The 17,770-nt window shown below is 63.0% G+C and carries 19 protein-coding genes; 8 read left to right on the top strand and 11 right to left on the bottom strand.

All coding sequences use genetic code 11. The features are described 5' to 3' along the window. Positions 1 to 54 precede the first annotated feature (54 nt). Positions 55 to 294, bottom strand: coding sequence for a DUF1674 domain-containing protein (locus M8523_RS15725; protein WP_282586031.1), 240 nt, complete (start codon positions 292 to 294; stop codon positions 55 to 57). Positions 295 to 506: 212 nt separating this feature from the next. On the opposite strand from M8523_RS15725, the gene M8523_RS15730 reads away from it, so the two are divergent. Further along, positions 507 to 1,898, top strand: coding sequence for an RsmB/NOP family class I SAM-dependent RNA methyltransferase (locus M8523_RS15730; RefSeq protein ID WP_282585835.1), 1,392 nt, complete (start codon positions 507 to 509; stop codon positions 1,896 to 1,898). Between the two features lie 7 nt (positions 1,899 to 1,905). Here the strand turns inward: M8523_RS15730 and M8523_RS15735 are convergent, their stop codons facing one another. Continuing rightward, the gene (locus tag M8523_RS15735; protein WP_282585836.1) at positions 1,906 to 2,205 is read right to left on the bottom strand and encodes a hypothetical protein; all 300 of its coding nucleotides are present in this window, start codon (positions 2,203 to 2,205) and stop codon (positions 1,906 to 1,908) included. Between the two features lie 270 nt (positions 2,206 to 2,475). Between M8523_RS15735 and M8523_RS15740 the strand changes: the two genes are divergently transcribed. From M8523_RS15740 to M8523_RS15750, 3 genes are all read left to right on the top strand, one after another. Then, positions 2,476 to 4,890 carry a GcvT family protein gene (locus M8523_RS15740; RefSeq protein WP_282585837.1) on the top strand — a complete coding sequence of 805 codons (2,415 nt, stop codon included), beginning with the start codon at positions 2,476 to 2,478 and terminating at the stop codon, positions 4,888 to 4,890. A gap of 12 nt (positions 4,891 to 4,902) precedes the next feature. Continuing rightward, positions 4,903 to 5,301, top strand: a complete 399-nt coding sequence (locus M8523_RS15745) for a GFA family protein (RefSeq protein WP_282585838.1) — start codon at positions 4,903 to 4,905, stop codon at positions 5,299 to 5,301. A 338-nt stretch (positions 5,302 to 5,639) separates the two neighbouring features. After that, complete coding sequence (locus M8523_RS15750) at positions 5,640 to 7,244, top strand: gamma-glutamyltransferase family protein (protein ID WP_282585839.1); 1,605 nt, start codon at positions 5,640 to 5,642, stop codon at positions 7,242 to 7,244. Positions 7,245 to 7,260: 16 nt separating this feature from the next. Here the strand turns inward: M8523_RS15750 and M8523_RS15755 are convergent, their stop codons facing one another. Together M8523_RS15755 and M8523_RS15760 are read right to left on the bottom strand one after the other, a co-directional pair. Further along, positions 7,261 to 7,752: a hypothetical protein gene (locus M8523_RS15755; RefSeq protein ID WP_282585840.1), complete on the bottom strand. Its 492-nt coding sequence runs from the start codon at positions 7,750 to 7,752 to the stop codon at positions 7,261 to 7,263. Positions 7,753 to 7,846: 94 nt separating this feature from the next. Next, positions 7,847 to 8,416 carry a TetR/AcrR family transcriptional regulator gene (locus M8523_RS15760; RefSeq protein WP_282585841.1) on the bottom strand — a complete coding sequence of 190 codons (570 nt, stop codon included), beginning with the start codon at positions 8,414 to 8,416 and terminating at the stop codon, positions 7,847 to 7,849. A 100-nt stretch (positions 8,417 to 8,516) separates the two neighbouring features. Here M8523_RS15760 and M8523_RS15765 point away from each other — a divergent pair, with 100 nt between their 5' ends. The 4 genes from M8523_RS15765 to M8523_RS15780 all read left to right on the top strand — a co-directional run bounded on the left by M8523_RS15765 (position 8,517) and on the right by M8523_RS15780 (position 14,649). Next, the gene (locus tag M8523_RS15765; protein ID WP_282585842.1) at positions 8,517 to 9,617 is read left to right on the top strand and encodes an efflux RND transporter periplasmic adaptor subunit; all 1,101 of its coding nucleotides are present in this window, start codon (positions 8,517 to 8,519) and stop codon (positions 9,615 to 9,617) included. Then, positions 9,614 to 10,684: an efflux RND transporter periplasmic adaptor subunit gene (locus tag M8523_RS15770; protein WP_282585843.1), complete on the top strand. Its 1,071-nt coding sequence runs from the start codon at positions 9,614 to 9,616 to the stop codon at positions 10,682 to 10,684. The genes M8523_RS15765 and M8523_RS15770 overlap by 4 nt, the downstream gene beginning before the upstream one ends. 13 nt (positions 10,685 to 10,697) lie before the next feature. Next, the gene (locus M8523_RS15775; RefSeq protein WP_282585844.1) at positions 10,698 to 13,796 is read left to right on the top strand and encodes an efflux RND transporter permease subunit; all 3,099 of its coding nucleotides are present in this window, start codon (positions 10,698 to 10,700) and stop codon (positions 13,794 to 13,796) included. A gap of 76 nt (positions 13,797 to 13,872) precedes the next feature. Beyond that, positions 13,873 to 14,649 (top strand): SDR family NAD(P)-dependent oxidoreductase, encoded by a 777-nt coding sequence (locus M8523_RS15780; RefSeq protein ID WP_282585845.1) that lies wholly within the window; start codon positions 13,873 to 13,875, stop codon positions 14,647 to 14,649. A 235-nt stretch (positions 14,650 to 14,884) separates the two neighbouring features. Here M8523_RS15780 and M8523_RS15785 read toward each other — a convergent pair whose 3' ends face one another. The 7 genes from M8523_RS15785 to rpsN all read right to left on the bottom strand — a co-directional run bounded on the left by M8523_RS15785 (position 14,885) and on the right by rpsN (position 17,754). Further along, the gene (locus tag M8523_RS15785) at positions 14,885 to 15,010 is read right to left on the bottom strand and encodes a hypothetical protein (protein WP_282585846.1); all 126 of its coding nucleotides are present in this window, start codon (positions 15,008 to 15,010) and stop codon (positions 14,885 to 14,887) included. A gap of 139 nt (positions 15,011 to 15,149) precedes the next feature. Continuing rightward, on the bottom strand, positions 15,150 to 15,443 hold the full coding sequence (gene rpsU / locus M8523_RS15790; protein WP_282585847.1) for a 30S ribosomal protein S21: 294 nt from the start codon (positions 15,441 to 15,443) through the stop codon (positions 15,150 to 15,152). 118 nt (positions 15,444 to 15,561) lie between these two features. Then, complete coding sequence (locus M8523_RS15795) at positions 15,562 to 15,774, bottom strand: cold-shock protein (RefSeq protein ID WP_282585848.1); 213 nt, start codon at positions 15,772 to 15,774, stop codon at positions 15,562 to 15,564. A gap of 341 nt (positions 15,775 to 16,115) precedes the next feature. Beyond that, complete coding sequence (gene rplR, locus M8523_RS15800; protein ID WP_282585849.1) at positions 16,116 to 16,469, bottom strand: 50S ribosomal protein L18; 354 nt, start codon at positions 16,467 to 16,469, stop codon at positions 16,116 to 16,118. 10 nt (positions 16,470 to 16,479) lie between these two features. Then, positions 16,480 to 17,013, bottom strand: coding sequence for a 50S ribosomal protein L6 (rplF, locus tag M8523_RS15805; protein WP_282585850.1), 534 nt, complete (start codon positions 17,011 to 17,013; stop codon positions 16,480 to 16,482). A gap of 24 nt (positions 17,014 to 17,037) precedes the next feature. Then, entirely contained in the window at positions 17,038 to 17,436 is a 399-nt protein-coding gene (rpsH, locus tag M8523_RS15810) for a 30S ribosomal protein S8 (protein WP_282585851.1), read from the bottom strand. 12 nt (positions 17,437 to 17,448) lie between these two features. Continuing rightward, the gene (rpsN, locus tag M8523_RS15815) at positions 17,449 to 17,754 is read right to left on the bottom strand and encodes a 30S ribosomal protein S14 (RefSeq protein ID WP_282585852.1); all 306 of its coding nucleotides are present in this window, start codon (positions 17,752 to 17,754) and stop codon (positions 17,449 to 17,451) included. Positions 17,755 to 17,770: the final 16 nt, after the last annotated feature.

The raw sequence follows: 17,770 nt of genomic DNA on the forward strand, positions 1-17,770 counted from the left end.
TCGTTGCAGGCGTTGCGCGGATAACAGCGCAACGCCTTCTTTCGTTAATCGTCGTCAGAAATCGCTGACCAGGCCTTTGACTTCCCAATCCCCGAATCTGACCGGATCGAGACCGCCCCGTCCGCCCATTTCTTCTTTCGCTATAGCCACATTCGTCGCACGCCTCCGGGCCGCGGCCTCGGCGAGAGCCCGTTGAGCCGCCTCCGGAAGCGGACGCGTAACAGGTTTCTCCGTGGTTTCGACATTCGGCAACGCGGAGGGCCGGTCGCGGCCGTTGGAAATCTCCGTGGACATTTTCACTCGTCTTTCGATTGATGACTTGCCCTGAACCGACGTCATGAGCGATGCTGGGGAGATTCGTTACTTTCCCTTGATGACGCCTAAATTAGGCCGTCTAAGCGGTAACGTCCACATCTCGGGTCGTATCTTTTCGGCTGGCCATGTCTTCGGGGCAAGACACTTTCAGCTCGGCGGTGAACTTCCAAAATTCTGTGATCGATATAGCGATGTCCAAGAGTCCAGTGACCCCACAACGCCCAGCCAGCCGTGCCAAACCCTGGTCCAAAAAGGCTCAGGACGTCCCCCCCACCCTTCCGCCCGGATTGCCGGCCCGCCTCGCGGCGGCATCGGTTCTGGCTGATGTGATCGGCAGCGGACACGGCGTGGACGAGTTCTTCTCTGGCGAGCCGGTGCATCCGCGCCTGGCGGGCCTCGAACCTCGGGACCGCGCACTCGTGCGCTCAATCGTCATGGTCTCGCTTCGACGATTGGGAACGATCCGCAAGGCACTCGCGTCCCTGCTTGAGCGGGGCTTGCCCCGGAAATCGGGACCCCTCGAATGGACTCTGATCACCACGGCCGCGCAACTGCTGTTCCTCGACGTTCCCGATCATGCCGCCGTCAATCTGTGCGTGCAGGCGGTGCGGCACGACCCTCAAAGCCTGCCCTTCGCCTCGCTTGCCAATGCGGTTGCGCGCAACCTCGCCCGTTTGCGTGAAACGCTGACGGATACGGACCCACTCATCGACACGCCGGCCTGGCTCGCGGCACGTTGGAGGCTGACCTATGGAGACGGCGGCGTTGCTCAGATCGCGGCTGCCAACCGTGTGGAGCCCCGCCTCGACATTACGGTGAAGAGCGACCCGGAAGGCTGGGCGGAGAGGCTCGATGGCGACGTCTTGGCCATGAAGTCGATCCGCCTGCGCGGTCATACGCCTGTGCCGGAATTGCCCGGCTATGAGGACGGTGCGTGGTGGGTGCAGGATGCCGCCGCAGCCCTGCCGGCCCGGTTGCTCGGTGCGGAATGGGGCGAGCGCGTCGCCGATCTATGCGCAGCGCCAGGCGGCAAGACGGCGCAACTCGCGATGACTGGTGCGCAGGTCGTGGCGGTCGACCGTTCAGCCGAACGTCTCAAGCGTCTCGCCATCAATATGGAACGGTTGAATCTCAGCGCGGAAACCAAGGTGGCGGATATCACCACCTATGAGGCGGCGCCGTTCGATGCCATCCTGCTGGATGCGCCATGTTCCGCCACGGGGACCATGCGGCGGCACCCCGATGTCGGTTGGACCAAGCGAATCTCTGACATCTCGACGCTGGCGGCCTTGCAAGCCAAGATGCTCGACCGCGCGGTGTCGCTGCTCCGGCCGGGCGGCCGCATGGTCTATTGCGTCTGCTCGATCGAACCCGAGGAGGGCGAAGCGCAGATCGCCGCGCTCCTGCGTCGCAATCCTGACATCAATCTCGACCCGATCCGGGCTGACGAGATCGCCGGGGAAAGCAGCTGGCTCACGGCGAAGAGTGAATTGCGGACGCTGCCCTATTTCAATCCGAGCGCTGCGCCTGGCCTCGAAGGCATGGACGGCTTCTACGCCGCCCGTCTTTTGCGGCGGCATTGAGTTCGGCTTAGCGCAGGCGGGCGATCAATCGCCCGACCGCGTAGCCGCCATAGCCGACGACGATCTGTGTGAGGGTGAATAACCCGAGTCCCTCGACACCTCCGATGCGACCATGCAGCAGACCGGCCACCCAGCCGTAAAGCAGGGGATCGATCACGAGCGCGACCACGACCGGCATCCACAGCGGTGCGCGCTGAAGGCCGAACAGCAGGGACGCGATGACAACGGCCCAGCCGTCCCACCGGTCGAGATGGGCCGCGACACTCCCGTAGATGGTCGCCAGAAGCGCCTGCAGATTGTGAATCATTCCGCTCTCCTGAGACGCAAGTCGCGCTGATGTGGCGCAAAACAGTGTCGAAAGTCTTCACGCCTCGTCAGAATCGAGGGTGGAGACGGCATCGGGTTCGGCATCTATAAGGGGATCCTTGTGGCCTTCATGCCGCTGCCGGTCGCGTGCGGCGGGCCGGAAGCCCACAAAATTCGTCGCAAGGCGAAAAGCCGATGGCGACGTGAAGACGGATGTTGAAGCTTTGTTTCCTTTTCCCGCGTCGCGGGAGAAGGCCTGACGAGGGTGAGCATGAAATCCCAAGCCCAGGTGGTTGTGATCGGTGGCGGCGTGGTGGGCGCAAGCGTTCTCTACCACCTCACGAAGGCGGGTTGGCGCGACGTGATGCTGGTCGAGCGCGCCGAGCTCACGGCGGGGTCCACCTGGCATGCGGCCGGTGGGATGCACACGATCAACGGCGACCCGAACGTCGCCAAGCTGCAGCAATATACGATCGAGCTCTACAAGGAATTGGAGGCGATCTCCGGCCAGAGCTGCGGCATGCATCTCACGGGCGGCATCATGCTGGCCGGCACGCAGGAGCGCATGAACTGGCTCAAGATGGTCAAGGCGCGGGGCCGCTACCTCGGCATGGATCTGGAACTCATCTCGGTCGACGAGGCCGAAAAGCATTTCCCGATGATGGACAAGAAATATTTCGTGGGCGGGCTCTATGACCCGGTCGAGGGTCACGTCGACCCCTATGGCGTAACGCACGCCTATGCCAAATCGGCCCAGATCGGCGGTGCCACCATCGAGCGGCAGTGTCGCGTCACCGACCTGCAGCAGCACCCGGACGGGTCATGGGACGTCATCACCGAGAAGGGCACGATCCATGCCGAGCATGTGGTGAATGCCGGCGGTCTCTGGGCCCGCGAGGTGGGCCGCATGGTCGGCATCGAGCTGCCCGTGCTCGCCATGGAGCACCATTACATCATCACCGAGGACATGCCCGAACTCGTCGGCACCCAGGAGCACCTGCACTGCGTCGATTTCGAGGGCGAGATCTACACCCGGCAGGAGCGGCACGGCATGTTGCTCGGGACCTACGAGAAGGCCTGCGTGCCGTGGTCCGAGAAAACGACGCCGTGGGATTTCGGCCAGAACCTTTTGCCGAACGATCTCGAACGCATCGCGCCGGAGCTCGAAGTCGGCTTCGCGCATTTCCCGGCCTTCAACAAGGTCGGCATCAAGAAGATCGTCAACGGCCCCTTCACCTTCGCGCCGGACGGCAACCCGCTCATCGGGCCGATCAAGGGCCTCAAGAATTTCTGGTGCGCCTGCGCCGTGATGGCCGGGTTCAGCCAGGGCGGTGGCGTCGGATTGGCGCTCGCCAATTGGATGACTCAAGGCGACCCCGGTTTCGACATCTGGGGCATGGATGTCGCGCGCTTCGGCGACTGGACGACGCTCGCCTACACCAATGTGAAGGTGCGCGAGAACTATTCCCGCCGCTTTCGCATCCGCTACCCCAACGAGGAACTGCCGGCCGGTCGCTCCTATCGCACATCGCCGATCTATGACCGGCTCAATGACAGGCACGCGGTCTGGGGCGACTATTGCGGCCTGGAGCATCCGCTCTGGTTCGCACCGTCGAAAGACCTCGCCTACGAGGATTTCACGTTCAAGCGGCCCGATACGCACGATTATGTGGCGGCCGAGGTCAAGGCCGTGCGCGAGGGCGTCGGCATGATCGAGACCACGAACTATGGGAAGTTCGAGGTGACCGGCCCGAAGGCCGAAGCCTTCCTGGACAAGGTCATGGCCAATCGCATCCCCGCGATCGGCAAAATGGCTTTGACGCCGATGCTGAACCAAAACGGCAAGCTCATCGGTGATTTCACCATCGGGCGTTGGGCCAAGGACAAGTTCTTCATCGTCGGCACCTATGCGGCCGAGACCTATTACCTGCGCTGGTTCGAGAACTACCTGCCCGAGAGCGGCTGCACGGTCCGGGCCTGCGCCATGGAATACACCGGCCTCGCCCTTGCCGGCCCCAAGTCGCGCGCTCTGCTGCAAATGCTCGTCTCCGACGAACTGTCGACCGCGGCTTTCCCGTTCATGAGCTTCCGCCAGATGGACGTGGGCACACTGCCGGCCTTCGTGGGCCGGGTCAGCTTCACCGGCGACCTCGGCTACGAGATCTGGGTGAAGGCCGAGTATCAGCGCAGCCTCTACGATCTCCTGACCGAAGCCGGGAAGGACTACGGCCTGAAGCTTTTCGGCGGCCGGGCGCTGCATGCGATGCGTCTGGAGAAAGGCTTCGGCACCTGGGCGCGCGAGTTCCGGCCGACCTATGGACCGGACGAGGCCGGGCTCGAGCGCTTCGTGGCGATGAAAAAGGCGGATTTCGTGGGGCGCGAGGCTGTGGGGCGCATCCGAGCCGAGGGCGGCGGGCCCTTGCGGCTTGTCAACTTCGCAATCGAGACGACAGATGCCGATGCGCTTGGCGACGAGCCCGTCTGGCACGACGGCAAAGTCGTTGGATGGGTGACTTCGGGCGGCTATGGCCATAGCGTCGGCCGCTCTCTCGCCATGGGCTATGTTCCCAAGGCGCTCGCCAAGGAGATCACCGGCTTCGAAATCGAGATCCTGGGCGAACGCCGCGCCGCCGCGCGGGTCGAGGGGGCACCCTTCGATCCGGACGGGGCACGCATGCGGGCTTAGCGGGAGAGTGGCATGACGGAGCGGCTCGCCCATTGCTCCTGCGGGGAGTTGCGCGCGCATTGCACGGGTGAACCGGTGCGCATCTCCGTTTGTCATTGTTTTGCCTGCAAGGCGCGCACCGGCAGCGCTTTTTCCGTTAATGTGACCTTTCTGGCGGACCAAGTGCGAACTGAAGGCCCGTTCCAAACCTTTGTCCGCATCGCTGTTTCCGGCAGGCAGAACCGCTTTCGGTTCTGCCCCTCCTGCGGCGCAACGGTGTTCTACGACATTGACGCGCGGCCCGGCATGATTTCGGTGCCGGTCGGCGCGTTTACCGATCCTGACTTTCCCGACCCGACCGTGGAGGTCTACGCAGAGCGGCGAGCCCCATGGTGCAACCTCGATCCGCGGATTGCGGCGGATGACCGATGAAGGTCAAGCCGGGGGTGAAGCCTCAGACGATGCTCAGGGATAAGGCAAGCGCACGATTGACGCGCAACAACAGCGCATCATCCGCTTTTGCATCCGTTGTAGATAGCTTGCCATACGCCGGGAAGGCCGTGTGGCATCCTGAGCCTGACGCGGCATAACACTCTCCATTGCGTCATATGTTACACGAAGCTCCGCGAAGATCCTGAGAGACCCAATCGCCCGCGATCGAGTTCAAGCGCGGTCCACTCGCGCTGTTGCAGCCACTTTGCGTTATGATCTCGCCGAATCCATTGCCTGGGACCGGTACCCGGGCCGCGATTCATCCGCCGGAGCCTAGCATGACTGAAACCCCGAGTTTTTCGCACGCGGCCGTCGCGGCCCCGCACACGCTTACGGCGCAGGTCGGGCGCGATGTGCTGATCGAGGGCGGCAATGCCATCGAGGCGATGGTCGCCATGGCGGCCTCGATCGCGGTGGTCTACCCCCACATGAACGGGCTCGGCGGCGACGGATTCTGGACGATCGGCGAGGCGGGACGCGGCGGCGGTCTCGGAACCGTCCGGACGATCCTGGCCGGCGGCCCTGCCGCGCAGGCCGCGACGATCAAGCGCTACCACGACAAGGATCTCGACAAGATCCCGGCGCGTGGCCCGGATGCCGCCCTGACGGTGCCCGGCACGGTCGACGGTTGGCGCACGGCTCTCGACCTTTCGACCTCACTCGGCGGCACGCTGCCGGTCGACCGCCTGCTTGGGCCGGCGATCACCCAGGCGCGCGAAGGTGTGCCGGTATCGCGTTCCGAGGCCTGCGGTGTGCCGAACGAGCGCGCGGCCTTGGAGGCGGCACCAGGCTTTGCGGAGCATTTCCTCGTCGACGGCAAAACACCGGCGGCCGGCACGTTGCGACGGCAGCCTGCCCTCGCGGCCACCCTCGAACAGCTCACCCACGCGGGCTTGCGCGACTTCTATCGCGGCGACATCTCTCGCGAGATGGCGGCCGACCTGGAGCGCATCGGCAGCTCCTTGACGCGTGAGGATTTCAGCCGCTTCGAGGCGCGCTGGCAGAAACCGCTCAGCATCCGCCTCGCCGACTGCACGGTCTACAATACCGCGCCGCCCACGCAAGGGCTGGCTTCGTTGCTGATCCTCGGGCTGTTCGAGCGGCTCGCCGTCAAGCGCGGGGAGACGTTCGAGCATCTTCACGGATTGATCGAAGCCTCGAAGATCGGCCTCGCGATCCGCGATCACGTCTGCATGGACCCGCGCTTTTACGCGGGCGATCCCGCCGATTGGCTCACGCCGCAGGCGATCGAGCGCGAAGCGGCGCGCATCAAGACGAACCGCTCGATGCTGCTGCCTGTCAAATTCGGGCATGGCGATACGATCTGGATGGGGGCCATCGACGCCTCCGGCCTCGCGGTGTCGTTCATCCAGTCGATCTACTGGGAATATGGCTCCGGATGCGTGCTGCCGCGGACCGGCATTCTCATGAAGAACCGCGGCGTCGCCTTCTCGCTCGACGAGCGCTCGCCGCATGCGCTCATGCCGGGACGCTATCCGTTCCACACGCTGAACCCGCCGCTCGCCGCCTTCGATGATGGCCGCGTCCTGTCCTACGGCACGATGGGCGGTGACGGGCAGCCGCAGTTCCAGGCGCAGGTGTTCTCGCGCTACCGGCTCGGCATGGGGTTGGCCGATGCGGTCGACGCACCCCGCTTCCTGTGGGGCCGCACCTGGGGGGCGGACTCGACCGCAACGCATCTCGAAGATCGCTTCGACCCTTCGGTCGTCGCGGCTCTCGAACGAGCCGGCCACGCTGTCACGATCCGGCCCGAGCCCTATGCGGAAGCCTTTGGCCACGCGGGCGCGGTCTTGCGGCTTCCGGGCGGCCGTCTGGAAGCCACACACGACCCGAGGTCCGATGGTGGACCCGAAGGCTTCTGATCAGAGACGCAAGGCGTCAGTGCCGCCTGAGTTCGATGCGAACAGCACGGATGTCCGTGCCCTCCGGGGTGATGGACACGGCCTGCGCGTTGCCCCGGGTGGTCACGTTGAGACGGGCCGAAAACCCGAGCCCACTCACGAATGTGGAGATGTCGTTGCCATTGACCTGGCCGGTCACGTCGCCGGTGACCTGCCGGGTCTCCTCGCTCCACGTCCCGGACAATTGCCCGTTTTCCGCTTGCAGGTTGCTTGTGATTTCAAACTTATAGCTGTCACTCGCGCATCGAAGACCCTGATGCAGGGCGAGCCCGCCCGAAGCCACCTCGTAGACCGCTTTACAGCGGATACGCTCGTTGTGACCGTCGGTCATGGAGATCGTGCCGCCGCCCGACCAGGCGCCGGGAAGATTGGCGAAGGGACCGGCGGCCTGCGCTGAGGCCGACTGCGCCAGGCAGGCCAGTGCCGCCAGACATCCCGCGGAGAGTGTTCGAACAATCATCGCTGACATCACATTCATCCCCCCAAAGAGCTGACCGGCCCTCTGCCGGTACAGCGGAAGCGGTTCGCCACCGGGGATCGCCCGGCGATGACGGTCCGGTCGGCTAAGGCTGACACTCGTCCGTGCGGCCCAATGGCTGTGCGGCTGTCCGCAGGGCAGCGAAGATCGTCTGAGCCTGTTCCGGCGCGAGTTGCGAAAACCCGAGCGTTTGCGACACCTGGATGCCGATGACGGCAAACAGCAAGGCCATCCCGAATGGCGGATCGGCGCTCTCGCGTTGAACGTCCTCGAGCACGCTGTGGAACATCGCCTGAAACTGTTCAAGCGACGAGGAGTTCTCGACCGCCGCCACCAGCAGGGCTCGCGAAAACCCCTCGTCCAGGCCGAATTGTTTGGACGCATGCTCGACCATGCCAAGCAAAGTGCTGCCCGGTTGTCCGCCGAGCACTTGGGCTTCACGATTGATGCCAGCTTCAACGGCTTTCAGCTTGCGAAGCGCCAGGTTCGTGACGAGCTCTTCCTTGGTGCGGAAATGATGCAAGACGCCGCCTTTGCTCAGGCCGGCTTCGGCCGCGACGGCGTCCATGGTGAGGCTGCCGATCCCACGGCGGGCGATCAGAGCTTCTGCCGCCGCAACGATCTTTTCGAGCGTGACAAGGCTCCGCGCTTGCATTAGCCATCCTTAAAAAAACCAACTAGACGGTTTTATTGTATCGCGATATGACCCTGCTGACAATTGCGAATGCGCCTGCGGGATGCACAAGGAGGGACCCGTGAGCAGAAGTTTTGGACGGCCCTGCGCCGTGCTGAAGCACATGGGCGCGGTGCTGGCGGCGTTCTGCACTTTGACCAGGGCGGCCTCGGCCGACGGATCGGGGGCGGACCTGGTCCGTGTTCGAGCCGCCGTTCCTGTGGAACAACGGGTTTCCCCCGATCTTGCTCTGACAGGAACCATCCAACCCCGGATCCAGACCAACATCGCATTTCGGGTGAACGGCAAAGTGACGACGCGCCGGGTGGAAGTCGGGCAGCATGTCGGGCCCGACGACGTACTCGCCTCCCTCGATCCCGTCGAACAGCAGGCCGACGTCGACAACGCGACCGCCGCCCTCGACTCCGTCAAGGCGCAATTGCAGCAGGCGGAACTCACCTTTGGCCGCCAGCAGAGCCTGCTCTCCAGCGGCTACACGACGCGCGCAAGCTTCGATCAGGCGCAGGAGACACTGAATACCGCTCGCGCCCAGGTCAATGCAGCACAGGCGGCCCTGAACACCGCCCGCGAGCAGCAAAGCTACACGGAACTCAAGGCGGGCCAATCCGGCATTATCGTCTCGCGCGACATCGAGGCGGGTCAGGTCGTGCAATCGGGGCAGACCGCCTTCGTGCTGGCGCAGGACGGCCCCCGTGACGCGGTCTTCGAAATTCCGGAGACGCTGCTCACAGCCCCGCCCAGCGACAAGTCCGTCGATATCGCCTTGCAGGCGAACCCTGAGATCCACTGTACCGGATCGGTGCGGGAGATCTCCCCCCTTGTCGATCCCGGGACCGGCACGGTGACGGTGAAGATCGGCCTCGACACGACCCCACCGGAGATGACACTCGGCGCCGTCATCGTGGGGCGGGCTCATTGGGAAGCAAAAATGTCCGTCGTGCTGCCTTGGAGCGCACTCTTCGAGATCGACCGCAAGCCCGCCGTCTGGGTGCTTGACGATCAGAACAGAGTGTCGCTGAAAACCGTTACGGTGCGCGGCTACATGACCGGATCCGTGTTTCTGGCCGACGGACTTTCGAGCCGGCAGCGCGTGGTGACAGCCGGCGTTCAGCTGCTTTATCCCGGTCAAACCGTCGATCCCGTGCAGGAGCGCGCGCCATGATCGACATGGACCTGCGCGCAGGATCCGCGATCGTTCTCTTCGCAGCGCTGTCGCTTGCTGGGTGCGACAAGAAGCAGGACCTGCCACCACCAATCAGGCCGGTGCTCAGCCTCGTGGTCGCGCCGACCATTGCGCCGGCGACGCGTCTCACGGGCAGCGTGGAGCCCCGCTACCAGGCGCAACTCGGGTTTCAGATGACCGGCCGCATGATCTCGCGCGACGTCAATGTGGGTGATCGGGTCAGCAAGGGCCAGCAATTGGCGACCCTCGACCCGACCGTGCCCCGCCTCGCCGTGGTCTCCGCGCAAGCCGACTTCGCGAATGCCCGGGCGGTTCTGGCCAACGCCGCCGCGACTTTCGGTCGGCAGCAGGAACTGATCAAGACCGGCAGCGCCAGCCAGGCGCAGTTGGATTCCGCCACAGCGGCGCGTGACAGTGCGCAGGCGCGGGTCAATCAAGTCACGGCGGCCCTGCAGAAAGCGCAGGAACAGCTCGGCTATACGGTGCTGAAGAGCGATTATGACGGGGTGGTGGCCTCCTGGTCGGCCGAGGTCGGACAGGTGGTGGCTCAAAGCCAAACCGCTGTGACGATCGCCCGGCCAGACCCTCGCGACGCCGTGTTCGACGTCCCCGACGAGCGCGTCGCGCTTTTTGCGCGAGATGCGCGATTTCAGGTCTCGCTCCTGGTCAATCCCGACATCGCCGGGTGGGCCACTGTCCGAGAGATCGCGCCGCAGTCCGACGCAGCGACCCGCACACGCCGCATCCGTCTCACGCTCGACGATCCGCCGGAGTCCTTCCGGCTCGGCACGACCGTGCAGATCGCCGTCAGCGCGGGTCAAAAGCCCCGGATCGAACTGCCCGCGGGCGCAATTCTGGAGCAGGACGGCAAGACCAGCGTGTGGATCGCCGCCGACGGTCACGCCCAGCTTCATTCGGTCACGTTGGGGGACCGGGACCCTGATCGCGTCACCGTGACATCCGGACTGGAGACCGGCGATCGCGTGATCGTCGCCGGTGTCCACTCGCTGTCCGAGGGACAGCCCATCAAACTCACCGAGCAATAGGAGGAGGATCCGCGTGAAGTCCTTCAATGTGTCGGAATGGGCCTTGAATCACAGGTCCTTCGTCTGGTTCCTGATGATCGTGTCGGCGATCGCGGGCTTCATGGCCTACAAAAGCCTGGGCCGAGAAGAAGATCCGCCATTCACCATCAAGACCATGGTGATCGTGCAGAATTGGCCCGGCGCGACCGTCGACGAAATGCTGAACCAGGTCACCGAACGGATCGAGAAAGAGATCAAGCAGATCGATTCGATCGACTACACGAAGAGCTACACCACGCCCGGTCAGACCACTATAATGGTCAACTTGAAGGATACGACCAAGCCCAAGGATGTGCCTTGGCAGTTCTACCAGATTCGCAAACACATCCAGGACATCCAAAACACAATGCCGAGCGGCGTCAAACCGCCCGGCTTCGACGACGAATTCGGCGACGTCTACGGCAACATCTATGCGTTCACGGCCGACGGCCTCAGCCAACGTCAGTTGCGGGACTATGTCGAACAGGTCCGCTCCGAGATCCTGACCGTTCCGAGCATCGGCAAGGTGACGGTGATCGGCGCGCAGGACGAGGTCGTCTTCCTCGACTTTTCGACCCGCAAGCTCGCCGGGCTGGGTTTGAACACGCAATCGCTGATCGAGACCTTGCAGAACCAGAATGCCGTGACCCCGTCCGGCGTTGTCCAATCCGGTCCCGAGCGGATTTCCTTGAGGGTCAGTGGGGGGTTCAAGTCCGAGCAGGCCCTCGAGGGACTGAACTTCCGGGTCAACGATCGGTTTTTTCCCCTGAGCGACGTCGCCACCATCACGCGGGGTTACAAGGACCCACCGGACCCCTTGTTCCGTGTCGACGGCAAGCCCGCCATTGGGCTTGGCATCGCCATGATCGCCTCAGGCAACGTGCTGCAATTCGGCGAAGACTTGAAGGCGAAGATGCGCGAGATCGAGGGCACGCTGCCCATCGGGGTGGGCATTCACCTCGTTTCAGATCAGCCGAGGATCGTCGAGGAGGCGGTGGGCGGCTTTACGGAAGCCCTGCTCGAAGCTGTGCTCATCGTGCTCGTCGTGAGCTTCATCAGCCTCGGCATCCGGGCTGGCCTCGTGGTCTCGTTCTCGATTCCGCTCGTGCTCGCCGTCACCTTCGTGGTGATGCATTATTTCGGTATCTCGTTGCAGCGCATCTCGCTCGGCGCACTGATTATCGCGCTCGGCCTTTTGGTCGACGACGCGATGATCACGGTCGAGATGATGGTGACGCGGCTCGAAGCGGGCGACACGCTCACCAAGGCGGCAACCTTCGCGTTCACGTCGACCGCGATCCCGATGCTGACCGGGACACTCGTCACAGTCGCGGGCTTCATCCCGATCGGCTTCAACGGGTCCAGCGCGGGCGAGTACACCTACTCACTGTTCGTGGTCATCGCGGCATCGCTTCTCATCAGCTGGGTCGTGGCCGTGCTGTTCGCGCCGCTGATCGGCGTGAAGCTGCTGCCAAAGACCATGAAGCATCATGACCATAGCAAGCCCAGCCTGGTGGCGCGGGTCTTCGCGGCCATGCTGATCGGGGCCATGCGATTGCGATGGGTCACGATCCTCGGCTGTCTCGCTCTGCTGGCGGCCGCGATCGTCGGAATGACCCACGTGCAGCAGCAATTTTTCCCCGCCGCCGACCGGCCTGAGCTGCTCGTCGACATGACGCTGCCGCAGAACAGCTCCATTTTCGAGACCAAGGCCCAGATGGATCGGTTCGAGGCGAATCTCGCGTCCGATCCGGACATTTCAAGCTGGAGCTCCTACGTTGGCGAGGGAGCGATCCGCTTCTATCTGCCGCTCGACCAACAGCTCGCCAATCCGTTCTTCGGCCAGATGGTCGTCGTTGCAAAATCCATTGAGGCGCGCGGCCGCGTTCTCACGCGGCTGCAGAAGATCGCCGCGGATGATTTCGTCGGTACGGATGTCTTCATCCACCCCCTCGATCTCGGTCCGCCGGTCGGGCGTCCCGTGCAATATCGCTTGAGCGGACCCGACATCCCGCTGCTCCGCGCAAAAGCCCTCGACCTCGCCAAGCTCATGAGCGGCAACCCACACCTCGAATCCCCGACCTTCGACTGGAACGAGCCCGGTAAGGTGATCCGGCTCGACATCGCTCAGGACAAAGCCCGCCAGCTCGGCATCACTTCGTCAGATGTGGCGACGGTGCTCAACGGCATCGTGGGCGGTTCGTCGATCACCCAGATCCGCGACAGCATCTATCTGATCGACGTGGTCGGACGTGCCCAGGCCAGCGAGCGCAACCGGATCGAGACGCTGCAGAGCCTCCAGATCTCGACCAGCACCGGCAAGGTGGTCCCGATCCTCTCGTTTGCGACATTCCACTATGATCTCGAACCCCCGATCGTCTGGCGCCGCGACCGCCTGCCGACAATCACGGTTCGGGCCGCCATGCACGACGTGACCCAGCCCGCCACAGCGGTGCAACAGCTCGAACCCGCCATCAACGAGTTCGCGGCCAAGCTGCCGAATGGCTTCAAGCTCGTGACCGGCGGCGCGGTCGAGGAAAGCGCCAAAGGTCAGGGACCGATCGTGGCCGTAGCTCCGATCATGCTGCTCACCATGGCGTTCTTCATCATGGTGCAGCTGCAGAGCTTCCAGAAACTATTTCTGGTGGTCAGCGTGGCGCCGCTCGGACTCATCGGCGTCGTGGCCGCCCTTCTTCTGTCCGGCAAACCGATGGGCTTTGTCGCCATCCTGGGCATCCTGGCGCTCATTGGCATCATCATCCGCAACTCGATCATCCTGATCGCGCAGATCGACGAGGTGCTGGCGGAAGGCAAGGATCAATGGACGGCGGTCGTGGAAGCAACGCAGCACCGCATGCGACCCATTCTGCTGACGGCGGCGGCGGCCAGCTTCGGCATGGCCCCGATCGCCCCGCAGGTTTTCTGGGGTCCCATGGCCTACGCGATGATCGGTGGAATCGTGGCCGCCACTTTCCTCACGTTGTTCTTCCTGCCCGCCCTCTATGTGACTTGGTTCCGGGTCAAGGCACCACCGCGCGGCGCTCGCCCGCGGGTCGATGCCCCACTGGCCGCCGCCGCGCATCCGGCGCCGTGACGTGGGCGTCGGCCGGTCTTGCCAAATGGGCGTCCCGCCTTCATGCCGGATGTAGTTCGACCCAAGGAGCAAGTGAATGCCACGTGACATGGAAGGCAAAGTTGCGCTGATCACCGGCACATCCGGGGTCGCGGCAGCAACCGCGCGACGGCTGATCGAGGCCGGTGCAAACGTGCTCGCATGCGGGATCGACGAGACGGCAAACGAAGCGCTGCGGGCGACAGTTCCTCCCGTGGAAGTTCAGCGGGCCGATATGTCCGTGCCAGACGAGGTCGCATTCTGCGTTCAACGGGCGGTTGAGCGTTTCGGCGGCCTCGACATCCTGGTCAATGCGGCCGCGATCCATCCGTTCGGAACGGTCGAGGACACGGATATCGCAACATGGACACGCTGCTTCAGCGTCAATGTCGGCTCGATCTATCTCACGGGGCATTTCGGGATCCCGGAGATGCGGAAGCGCGGCGGAGGATCCATCGTCAATCTGGCGTCTGTCCAAGGACACGCGTGCCAGAAAGGGGTTGCTGCCTATGCGGCCACCAAGGGCGCCATCCATGCCCTCACGCGCGCCATGGCGCTCGACCACGCGCAGGACAAGATTCGTGTGAATTCGGTCAGCCCCGGATCGGTACGAACCCCCATGTTGGCGGTCGCGGCGAAGCATTTCGACGGGGACGATGCCGATCTCGACGCGGTGTTCCGCCGCTTCGGAGACGCGCATCCTCTCGGCCGCATCGCCGAAGCCGAGGAGGTGGCCGAGATGATCGCCTTTTTGGCCGGGCCACGCGCCGGCTTCTGCACGGGTGGCGACTATCTGATCGATGGCGGCCTGACGGCGGGGATCGCGGTGAAATGAGGTTGAAGGGCCCGGCCCTGCAGGGCGCCAACCCGATCGACACAAAACGCTGCCCGCGCGCAACGCGGGGAGCCGTAAGGATCGCGGGTTTATGCCCTTGCATAGGCCCGCCGATAACTCAATTATAAATTGAGGCCATTCTCGCGAGAGAGATGCCTAAAACTTCGCAACCTCGTGAATCGAGCCGCCCGGATCCTGCTGGCTGCTCAAGAGCCGTTCGCCAGAAAGCCGGATCTCAGCCCTTCTTAGAGGTGCTCTGACCCGTCTGCCCCTTAGCGAAAGGCGACACCGCCGCTTCGGCCTTAGGCTTGTCCTTCTTCGGCTTCTTCTTTTCCTTGTTGCTGCGTTGCTCCTTGGACACCGGGTTCCTCCCTCAATGCTTGATACGGAGCCTCGCAGTCGCCAAACCGTCAGAACGGAAAGCACGACCGCGTGGAATTATGGTGCACCGATGCCGACGCAGCGCGGTCGGTGCAAGCCAGGTCGCGACTTCAGAACGTCTAACGGCTACCAAACGGGGAAGAGGCTGCCATCGGGGTCGACGGGCCACGACCCGGAAAAGCAGGGCGCTCAGGACGCTTGCGCGCCGGCACCAGACCTTCACGTTCAGCCTGCTTGCGGGCCAGTTTGCGAGCACGACGGACCGCTTCGGCAGCTTCACGGACGCGCTTTTCCGAAGGCTTCTCATAGGCACGCCGACGCTTCAGCTCACGCAACACGCCCTCGCGTTGCATCTTGCGCTTAAGCGCCTTCAGGGCCTGATCGACGTTGTTGTCACGAACAAGAACTTGCACGAGATCTCCAAGGTGGTCTGAACTAAAAAAGAGCTGGGATCACTCCCAGCTCCCTCTATTGCATTCTAGTGAAACACATACCCCGCCGCCACTGCATCAGTGACGGACAGGGAAAGAATCACGACAATGCTTGAAGCTGATCCGCCGACTTCTTACCCGTGCGCTTGTCGGCGACGAGTTCGTAGCTGACCTTCTGGCCCTCGTTCAGGGTAGCCATGCCGGCCCGCTCGACAGCGCTGATATGGACGAAAACGTCCTGGCCGCCCTCGGACGACTCAATGAAACCAAAACCCTTGGTCGGGTTGAACCACTTGACTGTGCCGGTGCTCATGACGAACTCCTTGTTGGCATAGGTTAAAGATCTAACCGGGATATTCTCCCAGCTAGGGCTATGTCGATAAGTCGGAGGAGGTCATAGCAAGCGTACAAACTAGGTTTGAAACGCGAAGGCCTGAACGTTCAGCCTAGAATCGATATGTAACACGTAAGCGCGAATCGAGGAGAAATCAAGACGCCAATGACGTCCATTTTGGCTTCGGCTTCCTTGCAAGCAATGCCACCCTCGCCGTCGACGCGTTGGCCGGCGAAACGAAAGAAGCCCGCAGACCGAAGTCGCGGGCTTCCTGGATAACAAAAGCAGCCTCGTCTGAAGGTCTCCGCAGAGAACGCCTGCTAGAACTTCAGTCCACCCTCACGTGCGCCCTCGGCCAAGGCCTTGATGCGACCGTGGTACATGTATTGGCCGCGATCGAATACGACCTCGGCAATCCCCTTTTCGACCGCTTTCTTTGCAAGCTGCTCGCCCACAGTTTTCGCCGCCTCGATATTCGCACCAGTCCTGAGCTGCTCTCGATTTGCCTTCTCCAACGAGGAGGCGGACACCAGCGTTTCACCCTTGGCGTCGTCGATGATCTGCGCGTAAATCTGCTTCGAGGAACGGTGCACCGAAAGGCGCAATCGGCCTGTCGCCTTGATGGCGCGGCGGACGCGGTTTGCGCGTCGGGCCGCCGGATCCAATTTCGTCATGACGGCCTCCTTACTTCTTCTTGCCTTCCTTGCGGAAGATGAACTCGCCAGCGTATTTGACACCCTTGCCTTTGTAGGGCTCCGGCGGACGCAGCGAGCGGATTTCCGCGGCCAACTGGCCGACGGCGCGTTTGTCGATCCCGCTGATGGCGAGTTCGGTCGGGCGCGGAGCCACGATCGCAATCCCATCGGGGATCGGGAACGTAATATCATGGCTATAGCCAAGGGACAGCTGCAGGTTCTTACCCGCGACAGCCGCCTTGTAGCCCACGCCCGTGATTTCGAGGCGCTTCTGGAACCCCGCGCTCACACCCGTCACGATGTTGTTGATCATCGCCCGGGACGTGCCCCAAAGGGCTTGAGCGCGCTTGGTTTCAAAGCGCGGATCGACCTTGATTTCATCATTGGCGAATTCGACAGACACATCGTCATGGACCACGAAGGACAATTCGCCCTTCGCGCCCTTGACCGATACCTTCTGGCCTTCGACCTTGGCCGTGACGCCTTTCGGCACCGGCACGGCCTTCTTACCGACTCGAGACATTGTTCAATTCCTTATCGGCCGTGGTCAGAAGACCTTGCAGAGGACTTCACCGCCGACGTTGTTCTCGCGGGCGACGTGATCGGCCATGACGCCCTTGGGCGTCGACATGATGGTAATGCCGAGGCCGTTGGCAACGCGCGGCATCTGATCGACGGCCGAATAGACGCGACGGCCGGGCTTGGAGACGCGCTGAATATCCTTGATGACCGGCTGGCCGTCGAAATACTTCAACTCGATATCGAATTCGGTCCGCCCATTTCCGAGGTCGGTCTGCGAATAGCCACGGATGTAGCCTTCCTGCTCCAGCACGTCGAGCACGTTGGCACGAAGCTTGGAGCCGGGAGTCGACACCTTGCCCTTCTTGCGCATTCCGGCATTGCGGATGCGGGTGAGCATATCGCCCAGGGGATCATTCACCGACATGGCTGCGCTCCCTTACCAGCTGGACTTCACGAGACCGGGGATCAGGCCCTTGTTGCCCAACTCCCGCAACGCGATGCGCGACATCTTCATCTTACGGTAGACCGAACGCGAGCGACCCGAGACCTCGCAACGGTTGCGGATCCGAGTCACCGCAGAATTCCGCGGCATTTCCGCGAGCTTCAGGCGGGCCTCGAAACGCTCTTCCATCGACAGGCTCTGGTCTGCGGCGGTCTTCTTCAGGGCATCGCGCTTGGGCGCCAACCGCGCCACCAGTGCCTTGCGGTTGTTGTTCTTTTCGATCGAGCTTTTCTTTGCCATCAGTCTTTCCTTGGTG

This window comes from Lichenifustis flavocetrariae (genome assembly GCF_026130545.1).
GTDB lineage: Bacteria > Pseudomonadota > Alphaproteobacteria > Rhizobiales > Beijerinckiaceae > Lichenihabitans > Lichenihabitans flavocetrariae.